Source organism: Paenibacillus oryzisoli (assembly GCF_050467285.1).
GTDB lineage: Bacteria > Bacillota > Bacilli > Paenibacillales > NBRC-103111 > Paenibacillus_E > Paenibacillus_E oryzisoli_A.
In genome coordinates this window covers 343,846-362,256 of the sequence record NZ_JBCMUN010000012.1, presented here as the reverse complement: position 1 = coordinate 362,256, position 18,411 = coordinate 343,846, and the positions used below count along the sequence as shown (strand labels likewise).

General features: G+C 52.8%; 11 protein-coding genes. 2 read left to right on the top strand and 9 right to left on the bottom strand.

Features of this window, described 5'->3' with window-relative positions; translation table 11 throughout:
• Positions 1–27: 27 nt before the first annotated feature.
• The 4 genes from ABE504_RS21885 to ABE504_RS21870 all read right to left on the bottom strand — a co-directional run bounded on the left by ABE504_RS21885 (position 28) and on the right by ABE504_RS21870 (position 8,630).
• Entirely contained in the window at positions 28–6,555 is a 6,528-nt protein-coding gene (locus ABE504_RS21885) for an S-layer homology domain-containing protein (RefSeq protein WP_430092620.1), read from the bottom strand.
• Entirely contained in the window at positions 6,536–6,787 is a 252-nt protein-coding gene (locus tag ABE504_RS21880; RefSeq protein WP_430092618.1) for a hypothetical protein, read from the bottom strand. The genes ABE504_RS21885 and ABE504_RS21880 overlap by 20 nt, the downstream gene beginning before the upstream one ends.
• Before the next feature lie 278 nt (positions 6,788–7,065).
• Entirely contained in the window at positions 7,066–7,617 is a 552-nt protein-coding gene (locus ABE504_RS21875) for a hypothetical protein (protein WP_430092616.1), read from the bottom strand.
• Positions 7,618–7,892: 275 nt separating this feature from the next.
• A complete protein-coding gene (locus tag ABE504_RS21870) occupies positions 7,893–8,630 on the bottom strand; it encodes a ThuA domain-containing protein (RefSeq protein WP_430092614.1) in 738 nt (245 codons plus the stop codon).
• Positions 8,631–8,859: 229 nt separating this feature from the next.
• Here ABE504_RS21870 and ABE504_RS21865 point away from each other — a divergent pair, with 229 nt between their 5' ends.
• Complete coding sequence (locus ABE504_RS21865; protein WP_430092792.1) at positions 8,860–9,786, top strand: helix-turn-helix domain-containing protein; 927 nt, start codon at positions 8,860–8,862, stop codon at positions 9,784–9,786.
• Here the strand turns inward: ABE504_RS21865 and ABE504_RS21860 are convergent.
• The 4 genes from ABE504_RS21860 to ABE504_RS21845 form a co-directional block, all read right to left on the bottom strand.
• A complete protein-coding gene (locus tag ABE504_RS21860) occupies positions 9,783–10,673 on the bottom strand; it encodes a hypothetical protein (RefSeq protein ID WP_430092613.1) in 891 nt (296 codons plus the stop codon). The genes ABE504_RS21865 and ABE504_RS21860 overlap by 4 nt on opposite strands.
• Before the next feature lie 349 nt (positions 10,674–11,022).
• Complete coding sequence (locus ABE504_RS21855; RefSeq protein WP_430092611.1) at positions 11,023–11,853, bottom strand: SPL family radical SAM protein; 831 nt, start codon at positions 11,851–11,853, stop codon at positions 11,023–11,025.
• Positions 11,854–11,902: 49 nt separating this feature from the next.
• Positions 11,903–12,448, bottom strand: a complete 546-nt coding sequence (locus tag ABE504_RS21850) for a methylated-DNA--[protein]-cysteine S-methyltransferase (RefSeq protein WP_430092609.1) — start codon at positions 12,446–12,448, stop codon at positions 11,903–11,905.
• Positions 12,445–13,038 (bottom strand): bifunctional transcriptional activator/DNA repair enzyme AdaA, encoded by a 594-nt coding sequence (locus tag ABE504_RS21845; RefSeq protein WP_430092607.1) that lies wholly within the window; start codon positions 13,036–13,038, stop codon positions 12,445–12,447. Before ABE504_RS21845 ends, ABE504_RS21850 begins: the two co-directional genes overlap by 4 nt.
• Before the next feature lie 188 nt (positions 13,039–13,226).
• Here ABE504_RS21845 and ABE504_RS21840 point away from each other — a divergent pair, with 188 nt between their 5' ends.
• Positions 13,227–14,144: a DNA-3-methyladenine glycosylase family protein gene (locus ABE504_RS21840; RefSeq protein ID WP_430092790.1), complete on the top strand. Its 918-nt coding sequence runs from the start codon at positions 13,227–13,229 to the stop codon at positions 14,142–14,144.
• A 42-nt stretch (positions 14,145–14,186) separates the two neighbouring features.
• Here the strand turns inward: ABE504_RS21840 and ABE504_RS21835 are convergent, their stop codons facing one another.
• A complete protein-coding gene (locus tag ABE504_RS21835) occupies positions 14,187–18,362 on the bottom strand; it encodes an S-layer homology domain-containing protein (RefSeq protein ID WP_430092606.1) in 4,176 nt (1,391 codons plus the stop codon).
• Between the last annotated feature and the right edge of the window lie 49 nt (positions 18,363–18,411).

Below are 18,411 nucleotides of genomic sequence, written 5' to 3'. Positions count from 1 at the left end.
AAGCTTTGGAAATTTTATATATTCTTATCAGGCAGCTGGGACGCCAGGCAAACGAAGTATTCTGACAAGAACAGCTGTAGCTTCAGCGCGGGTAGCTGGCTGTTCGGGACGGAAGCTGCCGTCGGGATACCCGCCGATGATTCCGCTCTCCGCCGCTGCAGACACGGCCTCACGGGCCCACGGAGCAACGCTGTCCATATCGCCAAAAGTTGCGGATCTATTGTAGGTTGCCAGCAGTTGAACGGCCCGTGTCAGAAAGACCGTCATCTGTTCGCGTGTGATCCATGCATCAGGGGAGAAACTGCCCTCGCTTGTTCCGTCAATCCATCCCAGACGACGGGCAGCGTCTACCTCCGGACTTGCCCAATGCCCTGTCATATCAGCAAATTCTGCATTTTCTCCCGGTTCAACTCCGAGCACCCGAACCAGCAAAGATATGAATTCAGCCCTCGTCATGCTTTGATCCGGCCGCATGCTGCCGTCGGGATAGCCGCGGATAATTCCTTTAGCCGCCAGCTCTTTGATCACGGCTTCTGACCAATGTCCCGCTACATCGGTGAATACCAGAGCTTTGCTGGTCTCTGCAAGTTCCTCGACATCGGCGGGTTTCCCGTCAACAGACTCCTTATCTTCCCCTTTGCCTCCATTCCCTTCCGGTTCAGGGACTTCCATATCTTCCGGCGAAGAAACGGGAGGAGTTTCGATATCCGGAGTGTACAGTCGGAAGCGGTTCGAACGCATGACGGTTTCATTTCCCGCCGAATCGGTGGCGTGGACAAACAAGTACCAATCCCCTTCTGCGCCATGCAAGGCAATCTCATCGGAAATGCCGAAATTCTTCCATTCAGCATCGTTTCCGGGCTCCGCCTCCGCGGCCATCCATACATAGGCCAAGCTGGCCTCATCCACTCCAGATCCATCATCGCGGACCAAAATCCTGGTGGATGCAGTGGTTCCTTCAGCTTCCGCTCCATCCGGCTGGAATTCAATGATCGGAGAAATCATATCCAACCGAATTTCAAACGGCTCTGCAAGCCACTCTCCCGTTTCATCCTCCACACGGAACCATAAAGTAGAGATGCCTTCCCTGGCGATGAGCAGAGGAGTCTCATAAGTATGCCAGATGTCCTGACCGTCAATCACATAAGTAACGGAAGTGACCGTCGATCCAAACCTGTTTTCCGCATATACGCTTGCCGTGACCGGCAGTCTGCTCCATTCCCCAGGGACGTAGGCTGATCCGTTGTCAGCGGTCAGCGAGGCGGTCAACTTCAGCCCGCTTTTGCTTATTCTGACCGTGCGCCGCACTTCCGTCATGTTGCCGAGTTCATCGGAGGCCCGGAACAGCAGTGGATAATAACCGCTCTCCTCCAAAGGAAAGATGCCTTCGTTGTCGAGGGTTAACCAGCTTTCCCCGCCATCCTCCGATACCTGGATGGAGGTCAGCCCGCTTGCCCCATCGGTGGCATATACGCTGGCAACAACTGTGTGGGCCGTCCATTCGCCGCCGTACACCTCCCCGTTGTCAAGGAGCGTATCCACCGTGAGGTCCGGCGGCGTATTGTCCAGCCGGAAAGGCTGCGAACGTTTGTGATACCGCAAACCCGCCGCATCCTCTGCGCGTACGTGCAAGTACCAGATGCCGTCCGCTCCGGCAAGCTCGAATTGCTCTCCCGGGGAGAGAACCGTCCATTCTTCGCTGTCTCCCGGCGTCTCTTCCGTTTGCGACCAGACTCCCGCGATAGCCGTACCTCCGTTTGCAGCCGTCACATCAACCGTTGCCGTCTTAGTCCATCTCTCCATGCCGTCCGGCTGCAATATGGGCTCTACCGGCAGAATTACAGTGAAAGGATATTGATGTATCTCCGCATGCTGCTCGGCCGTGGAACCCGGATAACCGTAAATCGTCAATCCCGCCGCATTCAGAGCGAATGGCATACGGTCAAACGCCGTTTCCATCCCCGCCACCACAACATGCTCCAGCTTATTATAGCGGAAGCTGGCGTCGTCAAGCCGTTCCACACCGGCCGGAATGGTCACATCAGTCAGCTGATTGCCGCGAAATGCTGAATGGCCGACTGTTGCGACACTGTCGGGAATGGACACACTTTTGATCTCTTTGTTCTGGAAGGCTGACGCGCCGATGGCGGTTACCGGGTATCCGGCGAGTGTGTCCGGAATGACAACGTTGCCCAGCCCCGTATAGCCGACAATCGTTGCCGCATCCTTCGCCGCATTAAGCTCATATTTCCAGTCGCCGCTGCGCCCGGCCTTCTGATTCCACGCGCCGGCAACATGGGGATACACCGTCAGCGTGATTTCATAATCGGCCACCTTGTACTCCTTGAGTGGCACAGTAGAAGTGGGGGGAATGACAAGTATGGTCCTGTTGCCGCTGGCCGCTTCCGTATCCAGGATAAAGCTGTTCAAGCCAAGCACTTCTCCGGTGCTCCGGTTGCGGATTTCTCCGGCTACACGTAAGCCGTTCAGACTGTCATTGGCCGGATCAAATGGCAGTTCTGCATTTGGCACCACAAGCCGGAGCACCTTCTGCGAAGGGCTCATGCCTGCTTGGGACACGGTTGCGTCAACCGGCTCATTGATCGGAAGCGGACTCCAGAATGCCGGATATTCGACGGCAATGTCGAAATCATAGTACTTGTATTCCTTCAGCGGCACTTCCGGCGTTGGTTCAACCACCAGCACGGTAGTCCCGTTGGAACGGATTTCGTTGCCTCTGATAACGGAGTCCAGCTGCAGGACAGACTGATCCGACTGACTCGTTAACGTTCCGCTGATTTTCAGACCGCTTAACTGGTTTTCCGTCAACGGCTGCGGGAAATCGGACTGGGACACCACCAGCCGGATTTCGTTCCGGCTGGAAGCCATACCGGCCAATGTTACTGTAACCGGAAGCGGATTGTAGGCCAGCACCCGGTTGCCGGGAACGGTGACGGCCAGTCTCACGTCATGATCGGTGTATGCTGCCAACGGCACGGACACGGTAGGTTTGACGACCAGTGTCAGTGTCCCCGTATCGACACCGGCATTGACTTCGCTGGACACAATTTCACTGATCAGCCGCTTGACCGAGCCATCCGTCTTATTCGTCAGCGTTCCCGTTATGTTCATCCCTTTCAGTCCGTCCGCTGCAGGGAGCATCGGGTAAAAGTCCTCTACGGGCACAACAAACCGGAGCGTTCCGGTTGAAGGACTCATGCCGCTGCGCAGCGCCTTGGTATCCAACTCCAGATTGGGCCCAAGCTCTTTCGCTTTTTCCGTGATTCCCGGATGGGCAAAATCATAGGGCTTCAATTCCCCTCCGCCCAACGCCTCTATGGAGCCGCTGGTTTTCTCGGCTGATATCTCGTAACGGAATATCTCGCCGGGATTGTCCACCTTGATCAAAAATTCATAAGGGTAACCGACCTTCTCCTTTGTATAAGACACATCGCCGATCGTATAGTTCAGCGTAACCTTTTGGGTCGTGCTGTTCATATCTGATACATACACATAAGCGTAATAATGATCGGGGGCAACCTGAATCACATGCCCTTTTCCGCGTATATGCTCGCTGGTATTGCCCTCCGTATAATTGGAGTAATCAAAATCCGGGTTCGCAAATGCCGGCGTGCGCACACCTGTCAGTTGCTTGATGACAACGGATTTGATTCCTTTTGCCGGTATGTCGATCAGGAAGGAGCCGTTGACAATGCTGACGGTTGACGTGCTGCCGTCCGCGTCATAAACGGTGGCCATCCCCGTATAATCGGGATTGGCCTTATGGCCCAGGTGAACCGAGGTTTGAAGCGGCTCGTTGCCCTCGTTCATGAGCGCAAGACCCAGGACGCCGTCTTTGCGGGCGGCGATGTAATTGATTTCCTTCGAATCCGGCACGATAATGTCCCGGTCAAGCCACAGCCACATTCCCTCCTCATCGTAGAAGGTTCCTGGCGCATGGCCGTACTGGTTGGACGCAAAATAGGCATACCCCGATTGATACAGCGACGGGAATGAAATGTGCTGCTCCGATTTGACCCAGGTGCTGTTGATCAGAAAGTCCTCCAGCATGCTGATAAAGATCGGGATATGGTGCCAGTAGATCGATGTATAGTCAGGTCCGGTATACGGGTAATTCTCCTTCATCTGATGAAAAATGATGCGGTCCTGGTAGTAACCGGGATAGTTGCCGAAGCGGCCGATCATCGCATTGCGCGCCATCGTGTAGAAGAAGGGATCGCCGGTATAGGCGGAAAGCTTGGATAACATGCCGGCCCAGTTGTTCATCGTGATGACATTGCCGTGTCCCGGAGTTACCATATGCTCGGTGCCCATTCCGACCCGTGCCCCCAGCCAGCCGGGAGCCGTTTCCGTCTCCAGCGGAAGGTCCAGCTCCTGGGCCGGCTTGGCTTCGCCGTCCACATTGCCGAGACGCCACTGTTTGTCGCCGTGCCACCAGAATGAATATTTCTCGGCATTCAGCAGGCGTGGACCTGTCTTCTCCTGGGTAACCGTATAATCCGTTTCCGCGTATTGATCGTGATAGCCGGTGTTCCAAAGCCCGGTCAGCAGCAGTTGGGCACTTTGCTCGGCCGCATCCAGATAACGCTGTTCTCCCGTCGCCTCATAGGCGGCAATAAACGCTGTCACCATCAAAGTATAATCGCTGAATATGAAACTACCTAGAAACTGGGTTTCGCGGTTGACACCCGTATTCGGATTATTGGCCAGATAGCGATCAGCAAGCTCTACGAGATTATCCAGATATTGCGGATCGTCGGTGTATTTGTATAGGCTGGCCTGATCCGCAATCCCTGTCAGGTTGGCCTGCTGGGAGGAGACATCCAGCGCATGGTCCAGCAGAAACGGCATTCTCCCCTGAGTCATCTCGTACAATCCGCCGTACACATGGGCCGGATAGAACTGGACAGGTCCGCCGATGGGCGTAGGCAGTACGCTGGAATAGCTGGCGCCACCCTTGCTGTCGGTTATTTTGAAATGCTGCTTCAGACGGCTCAGCATAAAGGCAAGCGTAGGCACGGCGCGTCGTTCCAATATGCTCTCGTCCTCCGTCAGCAAATACCGCTGCAAGGCCGACATGCCGTTAGATAAGGTGGTCATATCCTGCTCTTCCATATTGTAATGGGCCATGTTGACCGGATCCCAGCCTCCGTAATCGTCATCCATCATCAGGTCAGTGGCGTTATAAATCGCTTCGTTCAACGAGTGAAAATAATTGGTCCGCAAATCCCTTACCTGGAACAAATCTTCACTGACATGTCGGAAGGTATCATACCAGGAGCCTTGTTTATATAGAATCCGATACGATACCGCATAGCGGTCTCCCGCTTCAAACAGACTGTGCTCCGTGCCGAACATCGGTGCTGTAAACTGGGGTCTTACGTTGCCCTCCGGCCCCCGCAGAACCAATCCGAACGACGAGGTATCCGGGTATGCAAAATCCTGCGGCACGGATGTTGGGTCCATCACAATCCCCGCCGTCATTTCTTTTCCCTGAAACCGTTCGTTTCCTTCCGCATAATGAAGCGTCCCCATCGGCGTGAACAGATAAGCTTCCGGAATAACCGCCGGAGACTCGGGAACCGTCTTTTTGACATAGAGCAGCGGAGCAGTTACGGTTTCATAGTCCTCATATGCCGTCTCATTGCCGTTAAACAGCAGGAAGGAGTACGCGCCGTCCTCTTCAAATTCCGCATCCAGGGTCACCTTGGGATCGTCGCTTAAATCGTCGAATTCGATGCTCACCTTCAAGTCGGCCTCCGTATTCGGGAATTGGAGGTCAATTCTGCTTGGACTCGCCTGTTCGAAGCCGCTCGGTATGAACCATACCGGCATGCCTGTGCGGAAAAAGTCATCCACCACCATATTGACCGTATCTTCACCCACCTTCAATTCCTGCTTGAACTGGGCAAACTCTCCGGTTTGCCCGACAAGCTCGCTGCCGGATGCGGCCATCATCAGAAACCCTAACTCCTCCGTCCTGGTTTTGACCTGTACCCACTGCCCCTCCTCATGAATAAAAATTTCATTCTGCACCAGGGGCCCGTTTTCCCCCTGTCCGCGGTAAAATACAATTTTAAACTTTTCATTTTCGATCACAGCCGTCTCTTCGGCCGCCATGTCTGCCGCTAACGCCCACTGCGGAAAGTTGGCGTCAGGCAGAAAGGAAAACGGATCTTCGGGCTCAGCCAACTGCCTCAGTTCGTCCAGGTTTTCAGGCGGCACAAGCGAAAGATCCTTGGTTAAGAAGAAGCCTTCACATCTGGCGTAGAAGCCGGATGTATCATGAAGGGCCAATTCATGCATACCGGCATCCAACGAAAATACTCCTCCGTCGCTCCAGCGAAAACCTTCCTGCCCATGAGCGCCGAATGTACGGCTCAACCGCTGGCCGTCCACACTTGTCTGAAAAGTTCTTGTACCTGGCTGATTGGTGGCATAATCCCGATCCCGCACCCACAGCCTGTATTGGCCGCCGGATTGAATGTTCACCTTGGCCACCGCCGGTTCCCCTTCATCTCCGTTCCCCTTCATCTCCGTTCCCCTCTCCCGGCATGGACGCCGTCGCCCGTCCGGTCACATACTCTCCAGTCAACGTCCACGAGCCAAAAGAAATAAAGTTGCGCGGAATAATGTAATAATGCTGTTTTTCACTGTCCACATCGCCAGGCGCCGCCTCAGCAACAGACATCCCCGGTTGCCCAAACGGCCACAGCCCAATCAACATAGCTGCAACCAGCCCAAATGCCAGCCCCTTTTTCAACATCGTCCTCTCCTGCCTCCGCAATGAAATTGTCAGGCGGCACCAGCAAACACCAATGAAAGCGATTGCAGTCAAGCCTGCCCTTTCATTCTAGGGATGAAAGAAGTTTCAAACCATCCCGTAATCACTACATTTACGGGTTCATATTTAGCTTCTTACCACATTTTACTGGTACATTCTTGTCGCGACTTTGCGTACGCATTCCTACTCACAACGCAGAATAAGCTGGCCCCTGTTTTGTGCAGGATACCAGCTTATTTGTTGCAGCAGACTATAGGAAATTATTTTTTATTCAAAGCATTGACGTCATCCCCGAAAGCCTGACTGTACTGCTTGAACAAACCTGTATCGAATGCATATTTCTTGTCCTTGGCTTGGGGCTTGTTGTCCTTGAGTTGCTTGTACAACTTGTCCGTCTCACTCGATAATTTGGTCCATACTGGCTTAATCGTATCGTATTTTGCATCCAGTCCCTTCATATACGTATCATACTCCGCCTTCTTCTCCATGGCTTTGCCCAGACGATCGATGATCAGATCGATATCAATCTTTTCGCCAGTGCTGCCGGTACCCTCGCCTGTATACCAACTGATGTTGACAAAACCTTCGTTCCAAAAGTTTACCGTCATAAACGAGTTGATTTGACTTAACTTGGACTCCACCGTCTCTTGTTTGGCAGGAGCATTCGACTGTTGGGCCGCATTCTCCATGACATTTTTAAAAGCTTCTGCCAACTTTTCTTCGTCTGTTTTTTCTTTTCCGCACCCCGTAGCGACGAGCAACAAAACAACAGACAATCCAATCCATCCAACGATTTTCTTCCGATTCAACATGCCTTTAACCCCTCTCTTTTTTAAGGAACATTTTGGATTTACATATGTTTCCTCTCCCCTATATCGGTTCTTTAGAAAAGTTTTCAATAGCTAGCACAATTTGTATGTCAAACCGCTTGTATCTCTTAGGAGAGGCCTCATTTTGATGGCTCCACGAACAAATAAGCGTGGTTCACCACCTCGATTTGGACATTCCGTGAGGAAATGCATCCAATAAAAGTAGTTAACCACGCTTATATTTTATGAGCTGGAATTTCTTCAGTTCAGCTGCTGGCCTATGCCTTCACCTTCGGCTGAATCGTTTCGAGCGGCTTGTGGTTGCCGTATATCGGTACTTCGCGCTTCGTCGGTGCCGCCCAGTGCACAGCATTCGAGATCACGCGGCGGATTTGCGGATTGTAGTAGGTCGGATACGTCTCGTGACCCGGACGGAAATAGAAGATTTTGCCGTTGCCGCGGTGGAACGTGCAGCCGCTGCGGAACACTTCGCCGCCCTCGAACCAGGAGACCATGACCAGCTCATCCGGCTGTGGAATGTCAAAATGCTCCCCGTACATCTCTTCCTCTTCAAGCTGGATGTACTCGCCAATGCCTTCCACGATCGGATGGCCAGGCGCCACAACCCAGAGGCGTTCCTTCTCATCGGCTTCACGCCATTTCAAATCACAGGACGTGCCCATGAGCGTCTTGAACACTTTCGAAAAATGCCCCGAATGCAGCACGATGAGGCCCATGCCTTGCCATACACGTTTTTGCACGCGTGTGACGATCTCGTCCTGTACTTCGCCATGCGCCTTGTGTCCCCACCAGATCAGCACATCGGTGTTATTCAGCACTTCCTCGCTCAGACCGTGCTCAGGATCGTCCAATGTCGCATAAGTCACTTCAACATCCCCGTTGATGCCTTCCCCGATGGCCGTGTGGATGCCTTGCGGATATGCCGCGCGCACTTTCTCGTTTTCTTTTTCATGCCGATATTCGTTCCAGACCGTAACTTTCAGCTTCTGACTCATTGATTGATTCCCTCCATTGGCAGCGCATTCAGATGCGTGGTATTAATTCTGAGTATAGTGGCTCGGTCCCTTGAAATAAAGGCGAGATCCTGTCTATTTCTTATCCAAAAGTGTCTATCCCTCTCAAACAATGATATACTGGGTGGAGTATTTTCCTTATAAACCGCAATTTCATTCTTATACAAATTTGCCCTACTCTACGATACAGCGAGGTGATCGAGCGATGCATATGCCGCTCCCTTTAGCGCCGCTTGCCCCGATTCGCAATGAAGAAGTCATCTATCAGAACCCGCTCCTTTTTCTAAAAATTTGGGAAATCACCCACGACAACGCCCATTATGGCTTTCCGGATCCTTGGCATTGGCACTCCCATAAGCAGGTTGAGTTCCTAATTGTCTGCCAGGGAGAGCTGGGCATCCAAACGAAGTCCGCCTACACCGTCATGAAAGCCGGCGACGTTCTCATGCTCGGCTCCTCGCAGCCGCACCGTACGCACAAAAATTCGCCCGTACCCCTGCGGCAAATCGTTTTTCAAATTGATCTTACGCAGCATTTTGACGTGAGCACGCTGTCGTATTTGCACTTTTTCTCAGAGCTGACCCATTCGCTGGAGCCCTTCAACGAGCTGTTTCGGGCCAAGCCTGACGTACGCAAAGCGGCCTACGACCTTGTCATCCAGATCTACGAGGAATCGCAGGCTAAAACGTTCGGCTACGAACTCGCGATCAGCGCCGCGATCAAACAACTGCTCCTGCTCTTGCTGCGCAACGACACGCGCGATCTCTCCCAACTGACGGAGGACGAGAGCATCACCCGGCTGCGTCCCGCCCTGACCTACATTGACGAGCATCTCGCCGACCGCATCACCGTAGACGAAGTCTGCACCTTGATGAATCTGAGCTATCATTATTTCATTAAGTATTTTAAGAAAATTATGGGGATGTCATTCATTGATTACGTAAATTATAAACGGATTAAAAAAGCCGAGCGCCTCCTGCTTACAAGAGACCTCAGCATTATGGAAGTCAGTTACGAAGTTGGGATTACGAATATCGCCCAATTCTACAAGCTGTTCAAGCGTCATAACCAGTGCTCGCCAAAAGAGTTCAAGCAGCGGCTTCGCGACCGGTTGAATGTGGCGCCGCCAATCCACTAAGTGGAGGGTGCCAGGTCCGTGTAGCCGTCTTTTTTGTGAAACACGTACCTTTCGTTTTCACTCTGACCGACTTTCAAATAATAGTACGTCTCGTCTTCCTTTTCAAGGATCACGCTCCTGCCAAATTCGGTCTTCGCCGCCTCAATCGCTTCTTCTCGACTAAAGCCGTTTAACAACGTAGAGACATGAAGCGCATCGATGATCCAATCTCCGTTTCCTCCCCGGACTAAGGTATAATCGACTTGGTGGGCGCGGGTGTACGAGATGTTACCGAATGTCTTAAAATGCAGCAGCACCTTGCTGTCAGATTGAGGTTCGACGGTAAAACTGGACGCCAGCATCGCATGCTCGCCTGCAAAAACAAGCCCCTGCGGCTCCATAATCCAGCCCGGGTCTTTCTCGTACATCGTCTCCCAATGCTGAAGCGCCTGCTCGCTGTTGTAGTTCAGCAGCTCCCCCTTCAGCTGGGCAAAGGTCGGCGCTGGCTGCTTCAAGGCCTTTTGCTCGGCGACGGCCATGATTTCGAGATTCGTTCGCTCCAGCTTACGGATAATCGCCAGAAACTGCGCTCGGTCGGGCAGCGTTGTTGATGAGGCGGAGCTGGTGGGAGCAGTCCCAGGCGATGCACTCGCTGCAGCGGGCGAAGGCTCCGACACCGCTGGCGATGCACCGCCAGAGGCTTTTGGACCCGCCGTCGGTTGCGGCGTCGGTGACGTGCCAGGCGTGCTCGTCGGCGACACGCTTGCGGTTTGCGCCGCGGGCGTACCGCTAGGCTTTGGCGCCCCTTCTTCCGACGGCGCATCGCCGCACGCCGCGAGCAAAAGCATCAATGCAAAAATGGACAAACTCGCGGAATAAAGATCGCTCGATTTTCGGATGGGAACCATCCCCTTTACCTGTGGTCGTGATAACCAATTGACGTATGAAGGCGGGGGAAAGTTGTGTGAGGGGTTGAATTTGGGCTCATCCAAAATCATGCTGCAAGTTGCGATCGCGATTTCCGAACGGATCAAAAATCTGCCCAAGCCGTGAAGAAAGCCGCCGTGCATCCAAGATTAACAGTTGCCATAGCGCTTATTCTAGCGAAAAAGCCGATTTCCAGCTTGTAACGGTTGCGATAGCGGCTATATTGCCCAAACGAGGTCGATTCGCTGAAATTTAGGCAAATAGGCTCTGTGACGACCGTTACGTTTCGAAATGACTCAATTAGACCTAAATAGCCGCTATGGCCAACCGTTACGGAAGGAAGCCCGCCTGACTCACAAACACCCGCTCCTGCGGAAAATGCCGCAGGAGCTGTTCGTATACGCGCCGATACGCCTCCCGACTGTACCAGTCGGACAGCCCCATCGCATCGTAGATCGCCCGCACGCCGATGCGCTCCGTGCGTCTACCCCCGCTGCCATCGCCCATGAAATAGTCGTCGATGCATACCCGATCCACGATGCCGGCCAGCCGCTCGGCGAAATCAGCCGAGCTGGGCAGCACAGGCGCAATCGTGGCCTGCACGGGAATGCCGCGAGCCGTCAGCTCGCGGAGGGCCCGGAGCCGCGCCTGCACAGGCGGCGCGGCCGGGGTAAACGCGCGGCGGACGTCCTCGCGGTCCGTCTCCACCGTGAGGCTCACGCGCACGCGGTCGCCGAGCCTCGCCAGCAGATCCGCATCCCGCGTCACGAGCGGGCTGCGGGTCTGCAAGAACAAAAAGTCCGGCTGCAGAGCGGGATCGCCGGACATGACTTCAAGGAGCGAACGGGTAATTCGCTCCTTGGCTTCCGCCGGCTGGTACGGATCCGTCGCCGACGAACAAAAAATCGTCACAGGCCCGCGCCGTTTCGCCCGAACCAGCTCTTTCTCCAGCAGCTCGGGGGCGTTCGACTTCACGTCGACCCAGCTGCCCCACGCCTCGCCGCTGTGAAACAGTGCGACCGGCATCTGCCGCACGTAGCAGTACGAGCAGGCGAAACTGCAGCCCGAATACGGATTCAGCGTATGCGTGTACCCTTCCAAAAAGCCGCTGGCTTTGGTCAGCACGGATTTCGCTTCCTTTTGCCTGACATGTACGTGCATGAACGCACCTCCTCCTGAAGCTTCGTCTTCCCGAACTCGTCGTTGCTCGTCAGCCGTTCACTCCGACCGCCGCCCCCTCCAGCCGGAGCAGCTTCGCTTTGTTTGCCAGTCCGCCGCGATAACCGGTGAGCGAGCCGTCCTTCCCGACGACCCGGTGGCAGGGCACCGCGATGAGCACGGGGTTGGCGCCGATTGCCGTGCCTACAGCACGTACAGCGCTCGTTCGGTCGAGCTTTGCAGCCACATCCGAATAGGTCGCCGTAACGCCGTAGGGGATCGCTTGCAGCGCCTGCCAGACCTTCATCTGAAAAGCCGTTCCGCGCATGTCGAGCGGCAGCGTGAACACCCCTCGCCCTCCGCCGCCATACGCTTCAAGCTCATCCAAATACGGCTTCAATTGGCTGGGATCGTGATGCCAGACGGGTTCGTTCAGCTTGCTTTGCCCCCACGCCTTCAGGGCGGACAGCGCCTCTTCCTCGCTGGCTTTCATTTCCTTTTGCTGCAGATACTGTACGTAACAAAGGCCTTGCTCCGTTGCCGCCACCATCAGCTGCTCGTCCCCTAAACGTCCCAGGCTCCAATACACGGTCGTCATCCCCGGTCGCCTCCTCTTTCTTGCATCCCCGCGATCGATCGCGTATCGTTAGGGTGCGTGTTTGATCGATATTCTGTCGGCGTAACGCCTGTTTTCTTATGAAAAACGGTGGCAAAATGAGCCGCATTCGCCATCCCCACCTGCGCCCCGACCCGGTTCACAGGCATATCTGCCGCCAGCAGCGCCCTTTTGGCCGCCTCCACCCGCACGTCCTGCAGGTAGAGGAGCGGCGAGATGCCTTTGATCTTTTTGAACGTGCGCTGCAGGTGCGAGGGGCTCGCGTAAAAGCGTTCCGCCAACACCCCCAGCGTCAGCGGCTCCGCATAGTGCTCGTCGATGTACCGCGCCAGCTCCGCCGCCCATTCCTCATCCGGCAGCCGGAGGCCGTCAGGCCGGCACCGTTTGCAGGGGCGGAACTCCGCCGCCAACGCGCTCTGCCGATCGGAGAAAAACCGGACATGCTCCCGCTTCGGCACTCTGGACTTACAGGACGGCCGGCAGAAAATGCCGGTCGTCGTCACCGCGTAATAAAACGTCCCGTCATAGGATGCGTCATTATTTTCAACCGCTTGCCAGTATTGCTCCTGCATACCGCTTGCCCCTCTCCGCGTCATCATTCTGTACGCACAGTATACCCAAATTCGGGAGCCGGCGTAAGCCCTGCAAGATGAGAAAGCAAGATTACAAAAGCCTTACTCTGTCATAATGGAACCATTCTACTTAATAAAAAGGAGCGCTGTTCATGCTTCACTTTCAACCGCTTCCGTCCGAGCAGCTCGTGTGGCGCGAAGCCGAGCGCATGCTGATCGTACCGCTTCCCCAACCGTTTCGCTACGCGCATAATCTGGACTACTTGCAGCGTTCCACGAACGAGTGCCTGTATCACATCCAGGACGGCGCGATTTACAAGCTGCTGCCTGTGGCGGGGCAGAACGTCCTGATCGCCTTGGAAACCGCCGCCGATGATACCGCTCTACACATCCGCCTCATCGAGCCGTCCGAAGGAGCGCAATCCGCGGAAACTCGCGCAGCGATCGCCCACTACGTGTGGGCGTGGTTCGATCTCGGCACCGACTTGTCGCCGTTCTATGCTATGGCAGCACGCGATCCGATTCTGGAGCCTGTGGCCGATTCCTTCCATGGCCTTCGGCTCATGGGTATTCCCGATCTTTTCGAGGCGCTGAGCTGGGGCATCATCGGGCAGCAGATCAACCTGCCCTTCGCCTATACGCTCAAAAGGCGGCTGGTCGAGCAATTCGGCACCTCGCTGACCTGGGAGGGCCGCACGTTCTGGGCGTTCCCGACGCCGGAGCGCATCGCTGCGCTGGCACCGGAAGACCTGACGGCTTTGCAGTTTACCCGCTCCAAAGCCGATTACCTGATCGGCGTCGCCGCCCTGATGGCGGATGGCGCGCTAAGCAAAGAGCATCTGCTGTCGCTGCGCGACTACCCGCAGATGGAACAGACCCTGCTGCGCATACGAGGCATTGGCCCGTGGACGGCCAATTACGTGCTGATGCGCTGTCTGCGCTGGCCGTCCGCGTTTCCGCTCGCGGACGTCGGCCTCCACAACGCGCTGAAGCATGTGCTGCAGCGCAGCGAAAAGCCCACCCTCCCCGAGATCCGCCGGATGGCGGAGGGGTGGGCGGGCTGGGAGGCCTACGCCACGTTTTACCTGTGGCGGGTGTTGTATTAACCAAAAACGCCCTCACTCGGAAAGGAGTGAAGGCGTTTTGATTTAATTCACAGGCCAGTTGGCATTCTGCAACAGCCTGTTCAACAACAGGGCCGTTTCCCCACGGGTCGTCGGGGCTGATTTTTCAAAAGCAAATCCAAGATTAGCGCTCAGAATACTTCTTTTTAGCGCCAGCACCACGGATTCCGTCGCCCAGTCGTCGACAATGAGGGATAGCTCCTGCATTCTTGGCAGGTAGCGTTCAGTATCCGCCGCGTCCACCTGATTCACGGCGTTCACTGCTTTCAGCGCATTGCTCACCATCGTTATCGCTTCTTGGTGCGTAATGCTTTGCGCAGGCCGGAACGTGCCGTCTTCGTAGCCGCTGAGCAGGCCGTTTTGCACCGCTGTATACACGGACGGACTGAACCAGTCATGGGATGCGACATCAGAGAAGACGTCAGCCGTGCTGCCCGCTGTTTTCAAGCCGAGCCCACGAACTAGCATAGCAGCGAACTCGGCGCGTGTTACACTTGCATCCGCCCGGAATGTGCCATCCTCAAAACCTTGAATGATTCGGCTGGACGCCAGCGATTCAACATCCGCTTTCGCAAAGTAATCCTCCGCCACATCGCTAAACTGCTTCTTCGCCGTATACAGCGTGTAGATCGAGTTTCCTTTTCTCCATAAAGTTGCAGAAGCTGGCTTTCCGTCCTTGGCTGGGGTAAACGTCAACGGTACGGAAACGAGTTCTTTCGTCGCAGGATCCCATACAGCACCGCTTAGCTTCTCACCTTCCGGAAGCTTGAAATCCTTCGGCAGTACAATCGTATGCCCCACATACTGTGTAAACGTATCTACGTCCTTCACTGTCTTATCCCCCTGAACGAGAGATAGTTCGTAAGTAAGAGCTTTACCTATATTTGTTCCGCCATTAAGCTTTATCGCTTGTTCCACATCGGTTTGCACACCGACAGGCACTTGATTGATTGTAACCTTCACATTCATTTGATACGTTCCGTCATTTGCCTTCACGGCGCCTTGAAGGACCGAAACAGGAATGCTGGCAGTTCCTAGCGGGGTATTCACAACCAGAACAGTGTCCGCAGATTTGTCCTTCAAATCCCGGATAAAACCGGCGTTGATTTGGAAATCGTAGCCATCCGCGTTTGTAGTCAGATCTACCTGCAGATCTTTTTTGCCGGCTTTGACTTGATCCTCCGCCAGCTTCTTAAACTGATCTTCTGTCATTTCCGAGGCGATTCGGATGGAACCGTTTTGGTTGACGATGTTCCATTTGAAGGATTCCGGTGCGCCCATCGGTCCGCCACCGCCTCCTCCTCCACCCCCGCCTCCACCGGAAGCTTCCTTGTCGTACGTTTTGGATGTTTTTAGGCTTTCCACCGTATTTCCACGCCCCAGCGTAAAATAAAGTGTTCCTTGATCTGTACCAAGTTGATCCACACTAAGAGACAGACTTGTTCCACCATCTTGTACAATACCGGAAATAAATGGACGAAGTGATCCAGCATCACGATAAACGCCAATATAGTCATAGGACTGCAGGCCAGAAATGACAATCGTATCGGCGGTGCCTGACTTATTATTCGTGATGCTAATTTGATCTGCGCGCAAGGACGGACTGTAGACACGGTCCCCAATATCCACGACAGCAGGCAAACTCTCTCCTGTTGCTCCGACGCTGTACACAGCAAGCTTGGTTGCACCGGTTGGAATTTTCGTATTCATTGGAATATTGAGGTTATAGATCCCCCTATTATAAGGGACTCTTAAAATAGGTTGGATCTTTTGCAATTGATCATTTACAAAATAAACTTCATAACGTGAAACCGATGAACTAACTGTGGCCATGTAATCTTGAGTCACCATAAAATAGCCACTGCCGATTTCACCTGCGTCTCCATCGAAATCTTGATACATAATTTGGATGACTTTTGGAATTTGCTGATCTACAGTAAGCATTGCTGCCGGTTCACCCAAGATATTGTCGGCAATTGTAAAATTGTGAATTTCTAAAATAGGCCCATCATCATTAGGATGAATGCCAGGCTGTTCGGCATAGATCCTAATCAATTTCGCCTCGGCAGGGATCTGATCTTCACTCATGGCTAGATTGTACGTACCTCCACCTTTCGGTACGTAGGCAAAATCATCACCAATTTGCTCAAGACTGCTGTCAAGAAGCTTAACTTTGTACCCCATAATATTACTTTCGTTAACCGTTGGCGACCAACTTAGTTGTCCGTTAATATGATCTGCGCGATTGTCTGTGTCTGTGAACTGCGTATCCATCACCGTTCCAGACGTCACATCCCACAAATCGATGAAACTACCTTGACTGCTTTCCCCTTGTGCATTTTTACCGAATACACCAATTCTCTGTGCGCCAATTGGCATAACAGTTCCAGCAGGCAACGTAACTTGATAGCTAGGAAGGTTAAACCCTTGATAGAGTAGTGTAAGGTTCTGCTTTGGAATTTCTGCTATAGGTTTCAACTTTTGATTATTCTTATCGACAAAATAAAGACTGTAGGAAGTAGCAGGAGATGCATTGGTGGACGCATCGTACCATACGATACTGCCAGTGATACTGCCTAGTACAGTGTCTTGATCTGTAAAATTTGCATGACTGAGCGCAGGCGCAGGAATACTGGCATTTCCTGATGTATCGACTGTGCTGCCGCTTGTCGAATCAACGACTTGCGAACGCCACAACTCGGAGCCTATCTGACCTGAAGCGTCTTTAGGGAAAACATCCACATAAACTGCACCTTGCGGCAATTGGCCGCTGGAGAGATCCAATTCATATTTTTGATACTGAGCCTCGTTTTTGTTTACGTTGGTTGGTGCTCCAACCTGCGCTCCTTTAATATCAGAGAAAGCAACAACGTATCCGGTATAATTGTTAATTGGACTCGTATACCACGATACTTTTGGATCGATTTGCCCTCGGACCGGATTCTGATCCTCAAACTGGACACTGTAAAGACTTCCGCCGCAGCTGGCTCCAGACGAACCGCTAGAAACATTAATTGTGAAGGTATCTGTATATCCATTTGAAATGATGACGAATGCGGCTTGACCAATATTCAATGCTTTAATTTTTTTCGTCACAGGATCGAAAGATATGGCTTTTTGAGCCGGATTTGAATAAGTCATTGCTAGAATGTCATAATCCTCGATTTCTTTCGTAGAGCCATCCATGTATCGATTAAGCAGCTTGAATTCTGACTCTTGTCCAATAAACATGATAGACGGAGTAGCAATTACCGCAGGATTAGCGCCAATAAAAACATTCTCAAAATCCGCTTCACTTCGTCCTTCAAAAGAATTGCGAGTGCCGTCTTGAACAATGCCGCCTAGAATAATTTTAAATGAATACGTACCTTCCACGGGTAATTTGATTTCATTACCACTGCTGTTAGACGAAAGAATGATCTCGTATTGATGGCCCGCAATAAAGGCTTGCGAAGATTCCAACGTAATCACTCTGTTCAGATAACTCATCGGTTGCTGTGCAAGATTGGCATATCCCTCTTCTTTATTCAGTGAGGCTAAACTTACTTCTGTACCGCCTGTGACATCTTTTAGTACAAAATCGGATAATGCCAGCTTACTGAAGTCGATCGGTGAATTGTTATCAACTTCGGGTAAGTACAGCTGTAGCGCATCGGAATTACTTATTGCTGGAACAAAACTGACAAGCTTCTTATTAGTCCGCAGAAATGATCCGGCAGAAACTGAAGATATGTATTCTTTCGCTTCAATCCGATAATAACCCAGTTTCATATCGTCGCTAAAATACCTGACGTTCCCCTCTTGATCTGTTTCCGATCGAAAAGTCTGTATATGCGAACCATCTGAGGCAACAATCGACTTAGGAGCCGGACCAGGGGGAAAGTCAACCCCGTTAAAGTTAACATCCTTAAACTGTGTATTGGTAACATCATAACCCCAATACCCGAATTCAGATATGCGAAGCTTGTCCTTAACCGCCCCATAAGTAATCTTCGTTACCGATCCGCCGTTGCTCGTAATATCAACCGACACTTGCGTCGGATCCTTCACATAGACATAGCCCCTTAATTTCCCATCATCGGCCGTATACATAAAAAATCCGGGAAATGCATACGAAATCGTCGGCAACAAAATTTGAAGCATCATTACCACAATTAACCCAAGTCCGATTTTGCGGAAAACATGTTTCCGTGCGTGCATGCTCCTGAGCCCCCCCTTTTAGTTAATGCTGTTAAATATCCAGATGTCA

What these genes read in the sequence shown, in the direction of transcription:
- ABE504_RS21885 (WP_430092620.1), bottom strand. Translation starts at nt 6,555, where the DNA reads ATGAAGGGGAACGGAGATGAAGGGGAACCGGCGGTGGCCAAGGTGAAC.
- ABE504_RS21880 (WP_430092618.1), bottom strand. Translation starts at nt 6,787, where the DNA reads ATGTTGAAAAAGGGGCTGGCATTTGGGCTGGTTGCAGCTATGTTGATT.
- ABE504_RS21875 (WP_430092616.1), bottom strand. Translation starts at nt 7,617, where the DNA reads ATGTTGAATCGGAAGAAAATCGTTGGATGGATTGGATTGTCTGTTGTT.
- ABE504_RS21870 (WP_430092614.1), bottom strand. Translation starts at nt 8,630, where the DNA reads ATGAGTCAGAAGCTGAAAGTTACGGTCTGGAACGAATATCGGCATGAA.
- ABE504_RS21865 (WP_430092792.1), top strand. Translation starts at nt 8,860, where the DNA reads ATGCCGCTCCCTTTAGCGCCGCTTGCCCCGATTCGCAATGAAGAAGTC.
- ABE504_RS21860 (WP_430092613.1), bottom strand. Translation starts at nt 10,673, where the DNA reads ATGGTTCCCATCCGAAAATCGAGCGATCTTTATTCCGCGAGTTTGTCC.
- ABE504_RS21855 (WP_430092611.1), bottom strand. Translation starts at nt 11,853, where the DNA reads ATGCACGTACATGTCAGGCAAAAGGAAGCGAAATCCGTGCTGACCAAA.
- ABE504_RS21850 (WP_430092609.1), bottom strand. Translation starts at nt 12,448, where the DNA reads ATGACGACCGTGTATTGGAGCCTGGGACGTTTAGGGGACGAGCAGCTG.
- ABE504_RS21845 (WP_430092607.1), bottom strand. Translation starts at nt 13,038, where the DNA reads ATGCAGGAGCAATACTGGCAAGCGGTTGAAAATAATGACGCATCCTAT.
- ABE504_RS21835 (WP_430092606.1), bottom strand. Translation starts at nt 18,362, where the DNA reads ATGCACGCACGGAAACATGTTTTCCGCAAAATCGGACTTGGGTTAATT.